The sequence below is a fragment of the Hydrogenobacter sp. T-8 genome, assembly GCF_011006175.1.
In the GTDB taxonomy this organism is placed as follows: domain Bacteria; phylum Aquificota; class Aquificia; order Aquificales; family Aquificaceae; genus Pampinifervens; species Pampinifervens florentissimum.
Genome location: NZ_CP048795.1, coordinates 1,778,096 through 1,795,904 on the forward strand (window position 1 = coordinate 1,778,096; position 17,809 = coordinate 1,795,904).

At 43.8% G+C, this 17,809-nt stretch carries 25 protein-coding genes; 13 read left to right on the top strand and 12 right to left on the bottom strand.

The annotated features are described in order from the left end of the window. The first annotated feature begins 7 nt into the window (after positions 1-7). The 4 genes from G3M65_RS10280 to G3M65_RS10295 are packed head-to-tail and all read left to right on the top strand — an operon-like array spanning position 8 to position 3,563. A complete protein-coding gene (locus G3M65_RS10280) occupies positions 8-985 on the top strand; it encodes an ABC transporter permease (protein WP_173834600.1) in 978 nt (325 codons plus the stop codon). Beyond that, a complete protein-coding gene (locus G3M65_RS10285; protein WP_173834601.1) occupies positions 982-1,728 on the top strand; it encodes a dihydroorotate dehydrogenase electron transfer subunit in 747 nt (248 codons plus the stop codon). The genes G3M65_RS10280 and G3M65_RS10285 overlap by 4 nt, the downstream gene beginning before the upstream one ends. Further along, positions 1,728-2,339, top strand: a complete 612-nt coding sequence (locus G3M65_RS10290) for a riboflavin synthase (RefSeq protein ID WP_173834602.1) — start codon at positions 1,728-1,730, stop codon at positions 2,337-2,339. The genes G3M65_RS10285 and G3M65_RS10290 overlap by 1 nt, the downstream gene beginning before the upstream one ends. 9 nt (positions 2,340-2,348) lie before the next feature. Then, the gene (locus G3M65_RS10295; protein ID WP_173834603.1) at positions 2,349-3,563 is read left to right on the top strand and encodes an EAL and HDOD domain-containing protein; all 1,215 of its coding nucleotides are present in this window, start codon (positions 2,349-2,351) and stop codon (positions 3,561-3,563) included. On the opposite strand, the gene ccsB is transcribed toward G3M65_RS10295, so the two are convergent. Genes ccsB through rpsF form a run of 5 tightly spaced genes read right to left on the bottom strand, consistent with a single transcriptional unit; the run spans position 3,560 to position 5,941 of the window. Continuing rightward, positions 3,560-4,477 carry a c-type cytochrome biogenesis protein CcsB gene (gene ccsB, locus G3M65_RS10300; protein WP_173834604.1) on the bottom strand — a complete coding sequence of 306 codons (918 nt, stop codon included), beginning with the start codon at positions 4,475-4,477 and terminating at the stop codon, positions 3,560-3,562. The genes G3M65_RS10295 and ccsB overlap by 4 nt on opposite strands. Before the next feature lie 18 nt (positions 4,478-4,495). Continuing rightward, a complete protein-coding gene (rplI, locus tag G3M65_RS10305) occupies positions 4,496-4,942 on the bottom strand; it encodes a 50S ribosomal protein L9 (RefSeq protein WP_173834605.1) in 447 nt (148 codons plus the stop codon). Between the two features lie 11 nt (positions 4,943-4,953). Further along, positions 4,954-5,169 carry a 30S ribosomal protein S18 gene (gene rpsR, locus G3M65_RS10310; protein ID WP_438616896.1) on the bottom strand — a complete coding sequence of 72 codons (216 nt, stop codon included), beginning with the start codon at positions 5,167-5,169 and terminating at the stop codon, positions 4,954-4,956. Positions 5,170-5,187: 18 nt separating this feature from the next. Next, positions 5,188-5,613, bottom strand: coding sequence for a single-stranded DNA-binding protein (ssb, locus tag G3M65_RS10315; RefSeq protein WP_173834606.1), 426 nt, complete (start codon positions 5,611-5,613; stop codon positions 5,188-5,190). Continuing rightward, on the bottom strand, positions 5,603-5,941 hold the full coding sequence (rpsF, locus tag G3M65_RS10320) for a 30S ribosomal protein S6 (RefSeq protein ID WP_173834607.1): 339 nt from the start codon (positions 5,939-5,941) through the stop codon (positions 5,603-5,605). The genes ssb and rpsF overlap by 11 nt, the downstream gene beginning before the upstream one ends. 70 nt (positions 5,942-6,011) lie before the next feature. Between rpsF and rbfA the strand changes: the two genes are divergently transcribed. From rbfA to G3M65_RS10335, 3 genes are read left to right on the top strand one after another with little or no spacing between them, the layout of a single operon-like run. Beyond that, the gene (gene rbfA / locus G3M65_RS10325) at positions 6,012-6,332 is read left to right on the top strand and encodes a 30S ribosome-binding factor RbfA (RefSeq protein ID WP_173834608.1); all 321 of its coding nucleotides are present in this window, start codon (positions 6,012-6,014) and stop codon (positions 6,330-6,332) included. After that, positions 6,317-8,545 carry a DEAD/DEAH box helicase gene (locus tag G3M65_RS10330; protein WP_173834609.1) on the top strand — a complete coding sequence of 743 codons (2,229 nt, stop codon included), beginning with the start codon at positions 6,317-6,319 and terminating at the stop codon, positions 8,543-8,545. Before rbfA ends, G3M65_RS10330 begins: the two co-directional genes overlap by 16 nt. A 7-nt stretch (positions 8,546-8,552) precedes the next feature. Beyond that, positions 8,553-9,119, top strand: a complete 567-nt coding sequence (locus G3M65_RS10335; RefSeq protein WP_173834610.1) for a DUF4416 family protein — start codon at positions 8,553-8,555, stop codon at positions 9,117-9,119. On the opposite strand, the gene murI is transcribed toward G3M65_RS10335, so the two are convergent. Continuing rightward, on the bottom strand, positions 9,036-9,806 hold the full coding sequence (murI, locus tag G3M65_RS10340; protein ID WP_173834611.1) for a glutamate racemase: 771 nt from the start codon (positions 9,804-9,806) through the stop codon (positions 9,036-9,038). The two genes, G3M65_RS10335 and murI, sit on opposite strands and share 84 nt — an antisense overlap. A gap of 64 nt (positions 9,807-9,870) precedes the next feature. Between murI and G3M65_RS10345 the strand changes: the two genes are divergently transcribed. Beyond that, positions 9,871-10,173: a c-type cytochrome gene (locus G3M65_RS10345; RefSeq protein ID WP_173834612.1), complete on the top strand. Its 303-nt coding sequence runs from the start codon at positions 9,871-9,873 to the stop codon at positions 10,171-10,173. A gap of 12 nt (positions 10,174-10,185) precedes the next feature. Here G3M65_RS10345 and G3M65_RS10350 read toward each other — a convergent pair whose 3' ends face one another. Genes G3M65_RS10350 through nadA form a run of 3 tightly spaced genes read right to left on the bottom strand, consistent with a single transcriptional unit; the run spans position 10,186 to position 12,602 of the window. Next, entirely contained in the window at positions 10,186-10,530 is a 345-nt protein-coding gene (locus G3M65_RS10350; RefSeq protein WP_173834613.1) for a hypothetical protein, read from the bottom strand. Between the two features lie 48 nt (positions 10,531-10,578). After that, positions 10,579-11,637 carry a flavodoxin-dependent (E)-4-hydroxy-3-methylbut-2-enyl-diphosphate synthase gene (gene ispG, locus G3M65_RS10355; RefSeq protein WP_173834614.1) on the bottom strand — a complete coding sequence of 353 codons (1,059 nt, stop codon included), beginning with the start codon at positions 11,635-11,637 and terminating at the stop codon, positions 10,579-10,581. Next, complete coding sequence (gene nadA / locus G3M65_RS10360; protein WP_173834615.1) at positions 11,634-12,602, bottom strand: quinolinate synthase NadA; 969 nt, start codon at positions 12,600-12,602, stop codon at positions 11,634-11,636. Before nadA ends, ispG begins: the two co-directional genes overlap by 4 nt. Positions 12,603-12,651: 49 nt before the next feature. On the opposite strand from nadA, the gene G3M65_RS10365 reads away from it, so the two are divergent. Genes G3M65_RS10365 through G3M65_RS10375 form a run of 3 tightly spaced genes read left to right on the top strand, consistent with a single transcriptional unit; the run spans position 12,652 to position 13,648 of the window. After that, on the top strand, positions 12,652-12,966 hold the full coding sequence (locus tag G3M65_RS10365; protein ID WP_173834616.1) for a DUF190 domain-containing protein: 315 nt from the start codon (positions 12,652-12,654) through the stop codon (positions 12,964-12,966). Then, positions 12,951-13,325, top strand: coding sequence for a fluoride efflux transporter CrcB (gene crcB, locus G3M65_RS10370; RefSeq protein ID WP_173834617.1), 375 nt, complete (start codon positions 12,951-12,953; stop codon positions 13,323-13,325). Before G3M65_RS10365 ends, crcB begins: the two co-directional genes overlap by 16 nt. Positions 13,326-13,327: 2 nt before the next feature. After that, positions 13,328-13,648 carry a DUF190 domain-containing protein gene (locus tag G3M65_RS10375; protein WP_173834618.1) on the top strand — a complete coding sequence of 107 codons (321 nt, stop codon included), beginning with the start codon at positions 13,328-13,330 and terminating at the stop codon, positions 13,646-13,648. On the opposite strand, the gene G3M65_RS10380 is transcribed toward G3M65_RS10375, so the two are convergent. The 3 genes from G3M65_RS10380 to G3M65_RS10390 are packed head-to-tail and all read right to left on the bottom strand — an operon-like array spanning position 13,645 to position 16,027. Beyond that, positions 13,645-13,935 carry a hypothetical protein gene (locus G3M65_RS10380; protein WP_254426278.1) on the bottom strand — a complete coding sequence of 97 codons (291 nt, stop codon included), beginning with the start codon at positions 13,933-13,935 and terminating at the stop codon, positions 13,645-13,647. The two genes, G3M65_RS10375 and G3M65_RS10380, sit on opposite strands and share 4 nt — an antisense overlap. Next, positions 13,928-15,337: a cbb3-type cytochrome c oxidase subunit I gene (locus tag G3M65_RS10385; protein WP_173834620.1), complete on the bottom strand. Its 1,410-nt coding sequence runs from the start codon at positions 15,335-15,337 to the stop codon at positions 13,928-13,930. Before G3M65_RS10385 ends, G3M65_RS10380 begins: the two co-directional genes overlap by 8 nt. 12 nt (positions 15,338-15,349) lie before the next feature. After that, a complete protein-coding gene (locus G3M65_RS10390; protein WP_173834621.1) occupies positions 15,350-16,027 on the bottom strand; it encodes a c-type cytochrome in 678 nt (225 codons plus the stop codon). A gap of 143 nt (positions 16,028-16,170) precedes the next feature. On the opposite strand from G3M65_RS10390, the gene G3M65_RS10395 reads away from it, so the two are divergent. Both G3M65_RS10395 and der read left to right on the top strand, forming a co-directional pair. Next, on the top strand, positions 16,171-16,482 hold the full coding sequence (locus G3M65_RS10395; RefSeq protein ID WP_173834622.1) for a GYD domain-containing protein: 312 nt from the start codon (positions 16,171-16,173) through the stop codon (positions 16,480-16,482). 23 nt (positions 16,483-16,505) lie between these two features. Then, positions 16,506-17,804, top strand: a complete 1,299-nt coding sequence (gene der, locus G3M65_RS10400; RefSeq protein ID WP_173834623.1) for a ribosome biogenesis GTPase Der — start codon at positions 16,506-16,508, stop codon at positions 17,802-17,804. Positions 17,805-17,809 lie beyond the last annotated feature (5 nt).

Here is a 17,809-nt window from a genome sequence, read left to right on the forward strand (position 1 = left end):
TCAAACTGTGAGGCTTACCTTTCCTCTAACCATAATAGGCTTTTTCCTCTTTCTTGCACTCTTTGCAGACTTTCTTGCACCCTATCCTTACTACCTCCAAAACAGAACCGCACCCTTCCATCCTCCCACAAGGATACACCTATTCAAAGATGGAAGTCTTGCCTTCCCTTACGCGCACCCCTACAGGATGACAGACCCCCTTTTTAAGGTATACGAAGAGGACAAAAGTGTTTCCTGCAGGCTCAAATTTTTCAGAAAAACAGAATACGGATACAAGCTCCTCTCTGTGGAAGAGCCATGCCATATATACCTCTTAGGTACGGACAAGCTGGGTAGAGACATTTTCAGTAGGCTTGTATACGGCTCAAGAGTTTCCTTGACAATAGGTCTTGTGGGCGTAAGCATAACCTTCCTTCTTGGCAGTCTAATAGGTGGCGTTTCTGGATACTTCGGCGGGAAAGTGGACACCCTCATAATGAGGCTAGTTGAGGTGCTTTTGGCAATACCTACCTTTTACCTTATGCTCTCCCTTAGGTCTGTTTTCCCTCTCACTATGGAGAGCTTTCAGGTTTTTCTGATGGTTATTTTTATCCTTTCCTTTCTTGGATGGGCTGGGCTTGCGAGGGTTGTAAGGGGTATGGTTCTCTCCATAAGGGAGAAGGAGTTTGTCCAATCCGCAAAGACTTACGGTGCAGGGACGCTCAGAATACTAAGGGTCCACATCTTGCCAAACGCTTACTACTACCTTATAGTTTCCGCAACCCTTTCTTTCCCAGGATACATCTTGGCAGAAGCCTCTTTGAGCTTTCTGGGTTTGGGCATTCAAGAACCTTTTCCCAGCTGGGGCAACATGCTTTCTGATGCAAGAAATGTAAACCTCGTGGTAGCACACCCATGGATACTCTCTCCAGGTATTGCACTCTTTCTCCTTGTCATAGCCTTTAACCTTCTCGGAGATAATCTCCTAAGGAGTGGCAAAGGATGAAGGATTTGCTTTGCAAGGTGGTGGAAAATCGCAATGTAAGGGGAAGACTGTTTCTTCTTAAGCTCCATGCACCAGAAATCGCAAAGTCCGTTAAAGCTGGGCAGTTTGTGATGCTTAGGGTTTCTAATAGCCTTGACCCTATGGGAAGAAGAGCTTTTGCAGTGGCGGATGTAAGAGGTGAAAATATCCTTATCTTCTACGACCTCTTGGGAAGAGGAACAAGGCTGTTGTCTAAAATAAAGGAGGGAGAAGCGATTTGGACCCTTGGTCCTCTTGGTAAAGGGCTTTTTTCTGAGGAGGGCGAAAAGCATCTACTTCTTGGTGGTGGTGTGGGGCTTGCAGGGCTTAGCCTATGGGGCAAGGAGCTTAGAGCAAAGGGCAAAAAGGTTGTCTTTGTTTATGCGGGCAGGTCTGAGGAGCATTTGGGTATGGAAGAGTGGCTAAAGGAAGAGGGCTTTGAATACATACTCTACACAGAGGATGGAAGCAAGGGCAGGAAGGGTCTTATAACGGAAGTGCTAAAGGACTTTGACAGCTCTTGGATTGTCCATGCCTGCGGACCAAAGGGCATGCTGAGGGCTTTGAAGAATTTAAACACTAAGCATAAAATGTATTTCTCCCTTGAAAGTAGGATGGCATGCGGATGGGGCGTGTGTCTTGGATGTGTGGTGAAAACTCCTGAAGGCTACAAAAGGGTTTGCTACGAGGGTCCAGTTTTGCCTGCGGAGGAGGTGCTTTTCTGATGTTTACGGGTCTTGTGGAGAGAGTGGGTAGGGTAGAAGCTCTAAGGGGAGGAAGGCTTGTTTTAGATGCAGGCTTTGAGGATGTGGTGGTTGGAGAGAGTATAGCGGTCAACGGCGTATGTCTTACAGTGGTAAAGATTGACCGCAATATTTTGGAGTTTGACCTATCTGAAGAAACGCTAAGCAGGAGCAATCTGAGGTTTTTAAAAAGAGGAGATTATGTAAACTTGGAAAGGGCTCTTAGACCCTCTGACAGGCTCGGAGGACACATCCTGCAGGGGCATGTGGACTTTACATCTCCCATAGTTAAACTGCAAAGAACTGGAGAACACTGGTCTTTAATTGTTGAAATAAAACCTGGTTATGAAATGTATTTCGTAGAAAAGGGCTCTGTAGGTATAGACGGCATAAGCCTTACAATAAACAAAGTTGAGAGACGGTTTATATACATAAATGTGATACCGCATACCTATCAAAATACCAACCTAAGGTTTAGAAAAGTAGGAGATATGGTAAACGTGGAGGTAGACATAATAGGCAAGTATGTGGTAAACTACCTTCAAAGGCTAAAAGGTGGTAATTTGCAGAACCTTTTGGATAACCTATTATAATATAAATGCATGAACGTGGTATGTAAACAAGCAATATACAACAGAGAGGGAAAGATAGCCTTTTACGAGGTCTTTCTTCAAGATAGAAGCACCGGTGCATACCCAAAGGATTTTGACCCCCTTAAGGCTACAAGTATAGCTATAGATGTGCTTACTGAAATAGGACCTCAGAAGGTGGGAAATGGTAAGTTAGTTTTTGTGAACGTGCCAGCTATATTTCTTGAGGCTTCCATGTTTGACCTACTCTCTCCCCAGTATGTGGGTATAGAGCTTGTTGAAAACAAAAGACTAAGCAACACACTCTTTGAAGCTATTGATATTCTTATAAAGCGGGGCTTTAAATTCTGCATAGATGATTTTGGCTTTGAAAAAATAGACTACTTGCCACTTCTCAATAAATGCCACTTTGTTAAGATAGATATAAGGAATAATCCCTACAAAGAGGAAGAATTGAGAGAGGTGATAAGCATATTAAAAAACCTAAAAAGAGGCATAATAGTTAAGAATATAGAAACCAAGCAGGATTATGAAAAGGCTTATGAGCTTGGCTTTGAATATTTTCAGGGAATTTATCTCTCAAGACCTGCATTGGTTAAGGATACGAGAACCATATCCTTTCTTAAATCAACTATACTGCAGATATATAACGCTATAAAATCCAAAGATATAAAGAAAGTTATTGAGGTTATAGAGAAGGATGTGGGTGTAACATACAAGTTACTTAAGTTTGTAAACTCAGCCTATTTCCCAAAGGCGAGAGAGTTCAGTAATGTGGAAGATGCAGTTGTCTACCTTGGACTTGAAAACATTGCCAAGTTTACAATAGTGCTCGCCCTTTCTGATATGTTCGTAGAGGAAAAAGAAAAGGAACTTTGGAGGAAAGCCCTTTTCAGGGCAAGTCTCGGTGAGAAGATTGCGGAGATAAACTCAAAAGATATGAAGGATAAGGCTTACTTAATGGGCTTGTTTTCTCTATCGTGGGAGATACTAGGGCAGAAGCCAGAGGATATAGCAAGAGCTTTGCTCCTTGACAGAGAAATAGTTGAAGCCTACGAAAACAGGTTGAGCCTTCTTGGGTTCATACTCTCTCTTATAGACCTTTTGGAAGACAACAGAGATGAGCAAACCGTAAACAAAGTGGCAAAGGTTTTGGGAACCTCACCAGAGAATATAAAGAAAATACTGGAAGAAGCAAGGCTTGAGGCTGAGAAGTTTGTTTCTTAATCAGTTGCGTAACTGTGAAGCCCTGGAAAGAAGAGATTTACCGCAAAGAAGCATATTAGCACCGTTATAAAGCCAAAAACTACCATCCAAGCGGTTCTTTTTCCTTTCCAGCCCAGCATCTGCCTTGCGTGCAGATAAGCTCCAAAGAAGAGCCACACTATAAGAGACCACACCTCCTTGGGGTCCCAACTCCAGTATCCACCCCAGGCCTCGTTTGCCCATGCAGCACCCAGTATTATAGAGGCGGTCCATATGGGGAAAACAATAACTATGGACTTGTAGGTTATCTCATCGAGAACTTCCCTTGATGGTAGGGGAAGTCTTGGGTATTTGTCTTTCAAAAGATACAGAACCGCACCGCCAAAGCCCACTGTAAAGCCCGCGTAGCCTGTAAAAGCGGTAACTACATGTAGATAGAGCCAGTAGCTCCTCAAAGCCGGCATAAGTGGAACTATGTCTTTGGAGGCGTAGAAGATGGCAAAGGCGGACAGCCCAAAAACCGCAGGAACTACTACCGCACCAAGTAGCCTTATACCATACTTTCTTTCAAGAAAAAGATATATAAAACCTACCACAAAACTCCAAAAGGTAAGTGCCTCAAAAAGATTGCTCCATGGTGGATGGGGCACACCAAGCTCATAGGTTTGAATGGTCCTTCTTACCATACCTGCAAGGTTCAGAGCAAGACCCAGTGAAAGGCTAAGAGTTGCCACATTCTGCACCAACCTGTCTCTAAGAAAAAGGGTGCTAACATAAACTACAGAAGACAAAGCATAAGCGAGCGTTGCGGACTTATACCAAAAGGTGTTGTCAAACTTGATGGTTCCAAGAAGCCCACCAAGTAGCAATATGGTGAGCCACAGAAGAAAACCAAAGGACCTTGCTCTTTCTCTCTCAAAGGTTATTTCTTTCATAGTTCTTATAAATATAGTCTATTCCGCCGGTTTTACATCTACCTTTATGTCCACACTGACTTCTGGGTGGAGCTTTAGGGTGACTGTGTATATACCCACATCCCTTATGGGATTCTTGAGCATAACCTTTTTCCTGTCTACATCAAAACCCTTTTCCTGTAGGGCTTGAGCTATGTCTTGGGAGGTGACAGAACCAAAGAGTTTTCCTTTTTCACCCACCTGTCTGACAATTTCCAACATAAGACCTTCCAGTTTCTTCGCAAGAGCTTGTGCCTTTTCCTTTTCCCTTTGGAGCTTTCTTGCCCTCTGTGAGAGGATGTTATTCACATGGTTTAGGTTTCCCTCCGTAGCTGGGAGGGCTATTCCTCTGGGTATAAGATAGTTTCTGGCAAAACCATCCTTAACACTTATAACATCTCCAAAGACTCCATAACCCTCAAGGTCCTTTATAAGCACCACTTTCATGCCTTACCTCCTCATGCTACAAGATATGGCAGTAGAGCAAGCTGTCTTGCCCTCTTTATCTCTCTGGCAAGCATTCTCTGATGCTTTGCACATACACCTGTTTGCCTTCTGCCTATTATCTTGCCCCTTTCTGTGAGAAACCTTCTTAGCTCTTCGTAGTTTTTATAGCTTGGGTCTTTTTTCGCATCACAGAAGGGACAGCTCTTCTTTGCTGACCTTTTGATCATATCCATCATAAAACCTCCTTAAAAGGGTATTTCATCATCTTCTGAACTAAAGGGTTTTTCCATGTTTTCCTCGGGTATATCTTCCTCTCTAAGCGGCAACTCTTCTATAGGTTCTTCTATCTTAGGTTTGTTTATTATCCTTACACTTTCAGCCACAATTCTTATCTTGCTCTGTGCTTTACCCTCTCTATCCGTCCATCTGTCCTGAGTAAGCCTACCTTCTATCACCACCGTGTAGCCCTTTGATACACGACTTACGAGGCTTTCCGCAAGTTTACCGTAAGCCTTGACCTCAAAAAAATGACTTTCTTCTTTCCACACCTCACCTACCATGTATCTCCTGTTGTATGCAATGGGAAACTCCACCATCTGATTGCCCGAGGAGCTATACCTCATAACTGGGTCTCTTACTAACCTTCCTATGATAATAACCCTATTGAGCAACCTTCTCTCCTTCTTGAGTCTTTACCTGTATGTTTAACCAACGTATTATATCTTCACTTATCTTGCAGTAAAAATCAAGCTCGTTGGGAAGCTGTGGCTGTTCAGACCTTATGTGTAGTATGAAGTATCTGCCGTGGTTAAAGCCTTGTATAGGGTATGCAAGCTGTTTTGTGCCCCAGTCTGTCGTGTTTAAGACCTCTCCACCCTTCTTTTGGATGAAGTCTTTCATTTCCTGAAGCCTTCTTTGAACCTCATCCTCCGTGAGAGTGGGTTTGAAAACCAAAACGCTCTCGTAGTTCCTTACTGTCTTATAATACCTTCTTGCCATCTTTACCTCCTGGGCTTTTAATGGTCCCTGCTTTAGGGCAGGAACGAGGTAATAGTTTATTATATCATAGATGGATATAAAAAGGGCAAGATTAGAAAAATTGCTTATGGAGGAGATAGCGAACCTTATACCACGAGAGCTGAAAGACCCAAGGCTTGCGGATGTGGTGATAACTCATGTAGAGCTTTCACAAGATATGAGGAGGGCAAATGTCTACTTCACCACCCTTCAGGAAGGTAAGGAAAAGGAAGCAGAATCCGCCCTCAAGCACGCCAGCTCCTATATAAGGGCTCAACTTGCAAAGAGCCTTAAGATAAGGAGACTTCCAGAGCTTGACTTCCTTTTTGATAAGGAACTCAAAAGAATGGAAAAGATATGGCAGAAGCTCTGACCGCCTATCTTCTCAAAGAGAGTTTATATAGTGTTAATCCACCTTCTGGAGAGCTCCTGTATTTTACAAACCAAGACAATGAGGTAAAGTCTGAAGAACTCTTAAGAGCGGTTGAGGTAGACCCAAAGATACCCTATCCTCTCTTGAACCCTCTTCAGACCCTCTTTCATAGGCTCTACAAGGGTGGCAATGCCCTTGTAGCTTCCCCCACTTCCTCTGGCAAAAGCCTTATAGCATACCTTTTCATGAAAAACTTTGAGGGAAGGGTAGTATATACTGCACCTACGAAGGCACTTGTTAAGGAAAAAGCAGTGGAGTTTAGGACCTACTATGGGAAAAGTGTAGAGTTGAGAACTGGTGATAGCGTGTTGGAAAGCTACAAAGATGTGAGGGCAAAGCTGGTTGTTAGCACATATGAACACCTTGCTTATGCCTATAGAAACTCTGCGGAGTGGCTACAAGAGGTGGAAGCGGTCGTAATAGACGAAGTCCATCAAATTAGTAAAAGGTGGATGTTAGAAGAGATAATAACCGCCTGCAAAAGAAAACGCTTGCCTATGCTATGTCTTTCTGCAACACTTTCAGGCTTGGAAGAACTATCTGAGTGGATAGGTGCAAGTGTTGTCATAGAAAGTGCATGGAGACCTGTCCCACTCTACAGAGAGGTGATAAGTCTTACCCAGTTCAAGCCCATAAGGAAAGGGCTGGAGGGTGAAGATCTTACAGCTGGAAGGCTTCTGTCCGCCCTATTTTCCCTAAGAAAACAGGGAGAGCAGGTTATACTCTTTGTCCCTAAAAAGAGCTTGGGCTGGAAGGTGCTTGAGTTGGCAAAGGAAGAAAAAATAGGCATAATGAACCAGACTCTACCCTTTGAAGTTGAGGAGGAAAGAGAGCCAGAGATAGCTTTCCATAATGCGGACATACCAAAGGAGGAAAGAGAGGAAATAGAGAAGGCTTTTAGAAGAGGAGAGCTTCAGACCCTTATAGCTACCCAAACCCTTGCTTACGGTGTAAACCTTCCTGCGGACAGAGTCATTATTCTAACCAAGTTTTTCAGAAGGGACGGAAGGCTAAAGAGCATACCTGACAGTCTTGACATACTCCAAATGGAAGGAAGGGCTGGGAGGCTCGGAATAAGGGAAGAAGGCTATTCAAACCTCTTGGTTTATGGTGCAAGAGATAAGGACCTTCAAAGGGAGCTTGATACCGCCCTTGAAAAACCCTTTACCACCGCAGTAATGGAAGATTCTGGAGATACTGCCTTGAGCTTTTTCCTATTACTCGCCCACATGTATGAAGGTGAAAATTACGAAGACTATCTAAAGAACACCTACTCTTTCAAAAAGGTTAGCAGGGAAAGGATAAGCAGGATTGAAAAGTTTCTGAGAACTCATGGCTATTTGGAAGGCTATAGCCCCAGTCAAAAGGGACTATTTTGTATAAGAACCGGTATACCACCCCTTAGCTTTGAGGAGTTTCTTAGAAGAAGAGGACTAAGCCTTGACCCAATAAGCACCATAAGACCCCTTTTACATATGAAAAAGTTTGACGGACTTTACAGCTTTCTTAAGTCCATAGAGAGCTTTTTAGAAGACTTAAAGGTAATAAGAGGCATGCTTTTGCCTTGCGGAGAGGAATGTTTTGAAGACAACACAGACCAACTTCTTTTCTATGTGGAAGGTTTGACTGTAAGGTATCCCAACATAAAAAACCCACCTGGTGAGTTTTCTTACCTTGGCACAGATGCTCTGCATCTTCTGAGAACCCTTATAGGGATAAACAGACATGGATTTTATAGGTTTTCAAGTATTGAATTGCTTCAGATAGCTCACGCTTTGAAGTATGGCATAAAACCAGAATATTCAAGCATTGCAGGCATAAAGGGAATAGGTCATATAAGGGCTAATATAATCAAGGAAGTTCTCAAAGAGCTTAACTTAGAACCACCACAGATAGGTGTGCCAGTAGAAAACTTCTTGGAGATGGTCAAAAGGGAGGACTTTTGGGAGCTGTTGCTTGAGAAGTTAGCAAAATACAGGAAACTAAACCCAGATAGGGCTAAAGAAGAACTTCAAAGGATAAGGAAGACCTTTCAAAATAACCGTAGAGGCTATATGGTGGACGATAAGATAATACTTGCATACAACCTATTTTTGGAAGGTGCGGTAGCACTCAAAAAGACCAAGCGAGAGTTAATAGAAGTTATAAGATAGCAAAGCTATGGAGCTTGCAAAACCCGTAATGGCTATACTATACAGGGAAGAAGAATTGTTGGAAGACTTCCTTTTAAACCTTAAAGTGGAGAGAGTTTCTCAGAGCTTTTACTTTGAAGGCTTGCAAAGATACTATGGCAAGGAGATGGGAGAGAGACTCTTCAAGAGATTTCTAACTCTTAAGGGCTTTATGAAAAAAGAGGAGCTTGTGGACTTCAAACTTTGGGCTATGAATATGGAGAGAAAATATGCTCTGGACTCTAAAAGAAGGCTCAACATAGACCCAGGTTATGTGGATGAAAGCCATCTTGTGCTTGCATCTTCCAAAAAAAGAGGTGGCAGGCTTTATTTAGGAAAGGGGGTGTATGGAGAAATGGAATATCTCTTTGTATATGGTCACTTTAGACCGCTGTATTGGACCTATGGAGATTACAGGGACAAAAGGGTTAAAGCCTTCTTTGAAAGCGTAAGGGGAGACTTTCTTGAGCAGTTAAACCTTGCAAGGCAGAGTGAGGAGCTTGTAGTCTATAGGTTCACCCAAGATAAGCTCTATGAGGAAATTAAGACTTGGTGAGTGGTCGGTAAAGTATAGGCTAAGGCTTGAGAAGCCAGACCTTTCCACAAAGGGCATTATCTCAAGTGCGGTGCTTTCCGCAGAATCTATCACTTTGACAGATTCACCCATGAACTTTTCTATAACTGTTCTGAGCAGTGGATAGTGAGTGCAGGCAAGTATAAGAGTATCTATATCTTTATCCTTTAGCTCCGTAAGGTAGTATTCCACTACCCTTTGGGCTATATCGCCATTGAGGATTCCTTCTTCCACCAAAGGGACAAAGAGAGGGCAAGCCTTTTGAAAAACCTCAATACCCTTAGACCTCAAAAGCCTACCATAGGCATCACTTGACACAGTAGCCTTTGTTCCTATAACTCCAACCCTTCTATTTTTTGTAGTATCAAGTGCATGCTTGACCCCCGGCTCTATAACTCCAAAAACTGGAATTGAGAAATTCTCTCGCAGAACATCCAAAGCATAGGAGCTTGCGGTATTGCAGGCAATTATAATCATCTCCACGCCTTCAGAAAGCAAAAACTCTGCACCCTCTAAGCTGTATCTTATAACCGTTTGTGCGGATTTGTTGCCGTAGGGCACCCTTGCGGTATCTCCAAGGTAAACAAAGTCAATCTCTGGATACTTATCTCTAAGAGCCTTTAGGACAGTAAGCCCACCAACACCTGAATCAAAGACACCTATTTTCATCTTATTTTCATCCTTTTTATGTATTATAATACCTTAAGAGAACTTCAAGTAAGGAGGTGTTAGCATGAAGAGAGTAGCCTTAACTTTGGCGGTGGTGATAGGTCTCGCAGGAGCGTCCTTTGCCAGTGAACAGCTCGCAAAACAAAAAGGCTGTATGGCATGCCACGACCTCAAGGCAAAGAAGGTAGGACCTGCTTTTGCGGACGTAGCTAAGAAGTATGCAGGCAGGGCGGACGCTGTAGATTACTTGGCAGGCAAGATTAAGAAGGGTGGTTCTGGTGTTTGGGGTTCTGTTCCTATGCCACCTCAAAACGTCTCTGACGCAGAGGCAAAACAACTCGCACAGTGGGTAATGTCTGTAAAGTAAACTAAAGGGGGCTTACGCCCCCTCTTCTAAAGGATTACATCTGTTTATATTCCCAAAGCACTTAGGACATAGGTCAAAAAACACAAGAAGTCCAAGACCACCCAACATCATATTAACCTGAGTTATCACAAGGTTTTCCTGCCTTTCTGGCAAAACCTGATACTTTTCAAGCCTTATGCCACAGGCGGTAAGCCCCTCTTCTTCTCCGAGCTTATGGAACTGAAAAACCAACCTTTTGGTTCTCCTACACTTCATCCATCTTGGTGTAAGGTCAAGAAGGACAAAGTTTATCTGAACATTTTGGTCAACAAGCTGGGCTTTCTGGAGCATTCTTTCAAATTTTTCTTTTTCTGTCATAGTAGATATATATTTAGCACAGTAGCCTATAAAGCTCTGTGATATAAGTCAACTCCGGATATTTTCTATCTCCTCAAGAAGTGCCCTTGCCATCTCCTCTTCGCTTACCTTTTTTATGGGTTTGCCCTCTTTAAAGAGCCATGCAAAGCCCTTGCCACAGGCAAGACCTATATCCGCTTCACGAGCCTCACCTATGGCATTTACCACACAGCCCATTATGGCAACCTTTAGAGGTTTTTGTATGTGCTTTAGCTTCTCTTCCACCTCCTTTACCACCTTTGGCAGGTCTACCTCTATTCTTCCACAGGTAGGACAGGCAATTATTTCTATGCCTCTCCTTCTTAGACCAAGGGACTGCAATATGGCGTAGGCGGTTTCTACTTCCATCTCTGGGTCGTCAGTTAGAGAAACTCTGACCGTGTCCCCTATGCCCTTATATAGGAGAATGCCTATACCCACAGAGGATTTGACTATGCCCTTTAGACCCATTCCTGCCTCTGTTATGCCTATGTGAAGTGGTATGTCTGTATGTTGAGCGAAAAGCTCGTTAGCCCTTATGTTTTCCAAAACGTCAGAGCCCTTAATGGAGACCTTAAAGTTATAAAAGCCCCATTTTTCAAACCTCTCAGACCAACGCATGGCACTCTCAAAAAGTGCCTCCGCACAGGGATAGCCATACTTGTCCAAGAGGTCCTTTTCAAGAGAGCCAGAGTTTACACCTATGCGTATGGCTACGCCTTTTTTCCTTGCCTCCTCCACTATTTCTTTTACTATCTCCTCTTTCCCTATATTTCCAGGGTTTATCCTAATGCCATGCACACCCTTCTCCATAGATTTGAAGGCGTAAGAGGGTGCAAAGTGGATGTCCGCTATCACCGGTATGGGGGAGTTTTTTACGATATCTGGTAGAGCTTCCACATCTTCTTCGTGTGGTACTGCTACACGCACAAGCTCACAGCCTGCCTTTGCAAGCCTTTTTATCTGCTCAAGGGTTGCCTCTATGTCATGTGTTTTTGTAGAGGTCATGGACTGCACCACAATGGGTGCATCACCACCTATTTTTACAGAGCCTACCTGTATTTGACGAGTTTTCCTGCGTGCAATCATGAAAGCTCCAACATCCTCAATATTGGTCTCTTTGCCTTTTCAATTATCTCTTCTGGTAGCACCACCTCGTTTATCTCTTCCTTTAGGGTTTGGTAGACCTTCTGTAAAGTTATGCCCTTCATGGTGCAACAGTAAACAGTCCCGCAGTAGTTCATAGACTCTGGGAATATATATTCTTTGTTGGGATTTTTCTTCATAAGGGTGTGCTTTAGACCTACTTCTGTGATAACTATTACTTTGTCTGCTTCGCAGGTGGTGGCGTAGTTGATTATCTGAGAGGTAGAGCCCACAAAGTCCGCAATTTCTATAACCTTTGGATGGCATTCAGGGTGCACCGCTACCTTGGCATCTGGATATAGCTCCTTTAGTTTTTGAACTTCTCTTGCGGTAAACTCAAAGTGTGGAGGGCAAAAGCCTTGCCATATGATAAACTCCTTGTCTGGCACATGCCTTTTGACCCAGTTTCCAAGGGCTTGGTCGGGGATAAAGATTATCTTTTTAGATGAGAGCTTTTGCACCACCTTAATGGCATTGGCGGAAGTCACGCACACGTCAGAGACCGCCTTTACATCCGCATTGGTGTTTACATAGGCAACCACTTCTGCGTCTGGATGCTTTTCCTTTAGCCTTAGCACATCCTTTGCGGTTATCATATCCGCCATAGGACAGCCAGACTCTGGGTTAGGATGAAGCACTTTTTTAGTGGGGTTTACTATCTTGGCGGTCTCACACATAAAACGCACGCCACAAAAGACTATAATGTCCGCATCCGTTTGGCTTGCCTTACGAGAAAGCTCCAAAGAGTCTCCCACAAAGTCCGCAATGTCCTGCACCTCTGGTCTTTGGTAGTAATGGGCAAGGATAACCGCATTTTTCTCCTTTGCGAGCTTACGGACCTCTTGCTGAAGCTCTTTTATATCCTCACTATTTAGCTCACTTTCTTTTATGAGTTCTACTTGCACCATAAATGGAGATTATATTACCAGCTTGATTTTGTGCTAAGATTTAAATCATATGGAGTTTGTGCTTGTTCGTATATTTCTGAGGGAAGATGACAAACTTGAGGGCAAGCCAGCATACAGAAGACTGCTTGAGCTATTAAAGGAGTATGGAGTTGGTGGTGCTACAGTGCTTAAGTCCATAATGGGCTACGGGACCACTGGAGAGCTTCATTATGAGGGTCTTGAGGTGCTCTCATACAGCTTGCCTGTAGTGGTGGAGTTTGTAGAAGAAGAGCAAAAGGCTATGCAAGCCATAGAAAGGTTGCTTCAAAAAGCTAAGGTTGGTCTTATCACCCTTGAGAGGGCAGTCCTTTGGCATTCCTCTTAACCATAGCCATAGGTGGTGCGGTTGGTTCTGTTTTGAGATTTTTGGTTTCCAAGTTTATTCAAACAAGGGTAGGCATTGAGTTTCCCGTAGGCACACTCCTTGTTAATCTTTCCTCTGCCTTTTTGATAGGTTTTTTCTTTGCCTTTTTTGTTGAAAGGCTTGACCTTTCTCCGAACCTTAGGGCTTTGTTGATAACGGGTTTTCTTGGTGGATATTCTACTTATTCCACGCTCTTTTATGAAGCCTATTATATGTTTTTCAATGGAGAATGGCTGAAGGCACTGTTATATCTTTTAATAAGCAACGGATTAGGCTTGCTCTTTGTGGCTATTGGATATGGACTTGGTAAAATGTTATAGACATGCAGTGTGAAACCGCTCTCTTGGTTAGGATGTTTTTTGGCGAAGATGACAAGTATGAGGGAAAGCCTCTTTATAGGTATGTGGTAGAGTTTTGTAAAGAGAAAGGTGTTGCGGGGGCTACAGTCTTTAGAGGTATATTAGGCTATGGCAAGTCTTCTGTGATACACAAAGCAGGTATTTTTAGCCTATCTTCTGACCTTCCAATAGTAGTGGAGATAGTGGATTGTGAGGAAAAAATTCAAGAGATTTTGCCTGAGCTTTCAAAACTTGTGAAGGACGGCATAATAACCCTTGAAAGGGTGAAAGTAATCAAGGCTTAATCTTCGTGTCTTCTATGCATTTCCACGACCACCTTCCACATCACAGGTGGGATAAATAAATATGCGAAGACGCTGAAAAGAATTATAGCTCTCCACAGTATGTCAAGATAAGGAGAAAAAACCATTCCAAGACCAGCGAGAAACTGGAAGATCGCAAAGGAATAGGAAATTCTTACAAGAAGGGGGAGGCCGGAGAACCTCCCTATGGCATAGAGTATAGCATAAGTTCCCGCAAAAAAGACCATGAGAAAACCATAGAGCATGAGCTTGTATAAGGTTTCAGCCAACAACTTCAGCCTCCTTAAGGGCTTCAACTCTTTTGCCTGCAGTCAAAAGGTCATAGAGGAGGACAACATAAGAGAGGAAGAAAATAACTCCAAAAAGAAGCCTCCACTTAAAGGCTTCTTCCATCCAAGGATGCATCTGAGCCTGTATAAAGGCTTCCCATGTGCTTCCGAGAGTTGCCCTCTCTATCATTGTCTGTGCAAAGCCCGCAACAGTTAAAGCGGCTACCATACCAAATATGCCTATAATCATGCCAATGTAGGCGATTTTCCACGGCGTTCCGTTGAGAATGTATCCCTCTTTAACCCTTGTTTTACCAAGAGCAAAGTAGAAGAGGGCAAGGTTTGCAGAAACGTAGGCTCCAAAGAAGGCAAGATGTCCATGGGCTGCAGCCATCTGCGTGCCATGGCTGAAAAGGTTTATCTGGGGCAGGGTATGCATAAAACCCCATACACCTGCACCAAATAGATTTCCAAAAGCCTGAGCGAAAGCCCAAAAGAGTGCAGGTCTATTTACAGTTTTCAGCTTGTGAACACCGGCGTCGTAAACTGCGTGTATAACCATAGCAACAAGAGGCAAAGGTTCAAGTGAAGAGAAAAATCCCCCAATCCCCAGCCAGTATTCAGGTGTGCCAATCCAGTAGTAGTGATGTCCAAGTCCCAATATACCTGTGCCAAAGACCAACATAACTTCCACATACAGCCATGCCTCTATTATTTTTCTTGGCGTGCCCAGAAGGTGCATCAGAAGCCATCCCATTAAGACACCTACAAGGACCTCCCAAGTAGCTTCCACCCATAGATGAACAACCCACCACCACCAAAACTGGTCAACAGATATGTTTGGTGTAAAGAACATACCAGCAAGATAAAGACCAAAGAGAAAGGCAAGGTCTACTATAAGAACGCCAATAATGCCAGTTATTTTTCTTGCAGCAACCGCTGTGCCTATTACATTAAAGGCAACTATGAGGGCTACTGCAACTATGCCTATGTCCGCCCAGCGCGGAGCTTCTATGTATTCTCTTCCTTCAGTTATGAACCATAAGGTAAAGAAGTCTCCAGAGCCAAACTGTTTGAAAAGATACACAAGCACAACAACCGCCACTGCACCCACGAAGGCAAAGTAGGCAAGTTTACCCAGTTTTATACCAACTACTTCCCTCCCTGTTTCAAGAGGTAGAAACCAGTATATGCCAGCTATGAAACCCATGAGAAGCCAGACTACCATGGCGTTTATATGGAGCATCCTATTGGTCATAAAGTTTAGAATTCCATAGAGAAAGTCAGGGTTTATGAACTGTATAGCGGATAGGAGACCAAAGAGAAGTTGGGCACCGAACAAGAGAATAGCGGTCCAAAAATACCAAAGAGCTAACTTTTGAGATTCATAAAGTCTTTCCATGGTTACACCTCCTTATTTTTGTGATACTTGAACCTCAGGGAAGTTTGCAGGAAAGCCATTGGTATCTATGGCAGACATCCATTTGAGGTATGCAGTCACAGCCTTGGCTTCATCCTCTGTAAGCCTGAGGTTGGGCATTTTCCTTACCCAAGTGGGATACTTGTCCGGGTTCATGAGCCACGTTTTCATGGCTTCCTCCCTTGAGCTTGCTCCTACCATGGGCATTATTTGTTTGTCCCACTTAGGGTCAAGCCATGCTTTTGTAAGGTCTGGAGCATAGTAAGCTCCATTTCCAAGGAGGGTGTGGCAGTCCATACAGTTCCTACTTTGAATAACCAGCTTACCTTTTACGATTAACTCCTCAGCTTCCTGTGGACTCCATACTTTTCCAAAAAGCCCCACCTCTTTCCCTAATACAGGCTCCATAGCCCTTCTGTCCGCATTGTAAACATAACCTATCTCCCTGTTTATTACATCCGCTCCGGGGACCCGCTTGCTTCCCATACTTATAGCCTGAACCGTATGGAAAGTCAGAAGAACCAGTGTGATGGCCATAACAGAGCTTGTAATTATGGCTGCCACCTTCCAGAAGCTCGGCTCAAGCCAGTGACGTCCTCTTGCAAGGATAAGGCTGATAACAAGGGAGACAAGAAGGGTTGCAACCACTACCTCCAGCCACCCTATACTCATAGCTACACCTCCTTAGTAAAGAATTACTTACTGATAAATTTATAGCTCTTTGCAATCCTGTCAAGGGTTTTTCAATGGACTTATATTGACATCTGAGAAGGGACAACCTAAGTTTACATATAGACCTTTAAGGAGGGACTGACATGGGTATATACGTGATGCTTACAAAAATATCTCCCTATGCGGTTAAGAACCTTGAAAAACTCAAAGAGATTGAACAACACATTGAAAAGCTCATAGAGGAAAACTGTCCAAATGTGAAATGGCTTATGAACCTTGTAGTTTTTGGACCCTATGACTATCTTGACATCTTTGAAGCTCCAAGTGACGAAGAAGCTGCAAAGGTAGCTATGATAGTTAGGTCCTTTGGCCACGCTACAACGGAAACTTGGCCCGCAATAGAGTGGAAAGACTTCAAGGATATAATAGGCAAGATAAAGATAGACTACAGCTGAGTTTGATTTAAACTTTTTTCCTTATGGCTGACCTTCTGATAGCAGGAAGACCCAATGTGGGCAAGTCTACTCTCTTTAACAGGCTTGTAAAGAGGCGCAAGAGTATAGTCCACGACATGCCGGGCGTCACGAGGGATATAGTGGAGGGAACTGCCCAGTGGCAGGGCAGAAGTTTTACAGTGGCGGATACGGGCGGACTTCTTGAGAAGGGTGATGAGATAACAGAAGGCATCAAGAGACAGGTTCAGAGGGTTTTGGATAAAGCAAAGGCAATAATATTTGTGGTGGACGGAAGAGAAGGGCTGACCGCCGCAGACCAATATATCGCCGAGCTACTATATCCTTATAAGGAAAAAGTGTTCTTGGTGGTGAACAAGATTGACCACAGCGGGCTTGAAGACAGGGTTTACGAGTTTTATTCTCTTGGCTTTGAAAGGGTCTTCCCTATCTCCGCTCAACATGGGAAGGGCGTAGGTGAGCTACTTGATAGTCTATTGCGGGTGCTTCCCGAAGCTGAGGAAAGGGCTGTAGAAGGCATACGCATAGCCCTTGTGGGAAGACCCAACGTAGGAAAGTCCTCCCTGCTAAATTCCATACTCAGAGAAGAGAGGGTTATAGTCTCTCCTATTCCCGGCACCACCAGGGATGCGGTTGAAGTGCCCTTCTCCTTTGATGGAAAGGATTTTGTCCTGATAGATACGGCCGGTATAAGGAGGAGGAGCAGGGTTGAGTATGGTGTGGAGTTCTTCTCCGTGGGCAGGTCCATAAGGGCAATAGAGCTTTCGGATATATCTTGCCTTGTCCTTGACCTATCAGAGGGTATAACAGACCAAGACAAGAAAATTGGAGGGCTGATAGAGAGAAGGCATAAGGGGTGTGTAATCGTAGGCAACAAGATGGACCTTGTAAAAGCAAGCAAGAGGGAAATTGAAACCTACATAAGAAAAGAGCTTTACTTTCTTGACTTTGCACCCATAGTGTTAACCTCAGCTGTCAGGGGTGAGGGCATTAATGAGCTTTTAAGAGCTTGTGAGGAGGTGTGGAAAGACTATAACCTGCAGCACAAAACCTCCTTCGTAAACAGGGCTGTGGAAAAGGTGCTAAGAGAGAAGCACCCACCCTCTCAGAAGGGCAAACAGGTAAAGGTATACTATGCCTTCCAAGAAGGCACAAGACCGCCCACGGTGGTGGTCTTTACCAACAACCCAGAGCTTTGGAGGAAGGATTATCTTAGGTTTTTTGAAAGGAGGCTTAGGGAGTATCTTGGGATAAGGAAGGCACCTTTAAGGCTCATTTTGAAAGGCAGGGAGGAGAAGGAATAAACTGC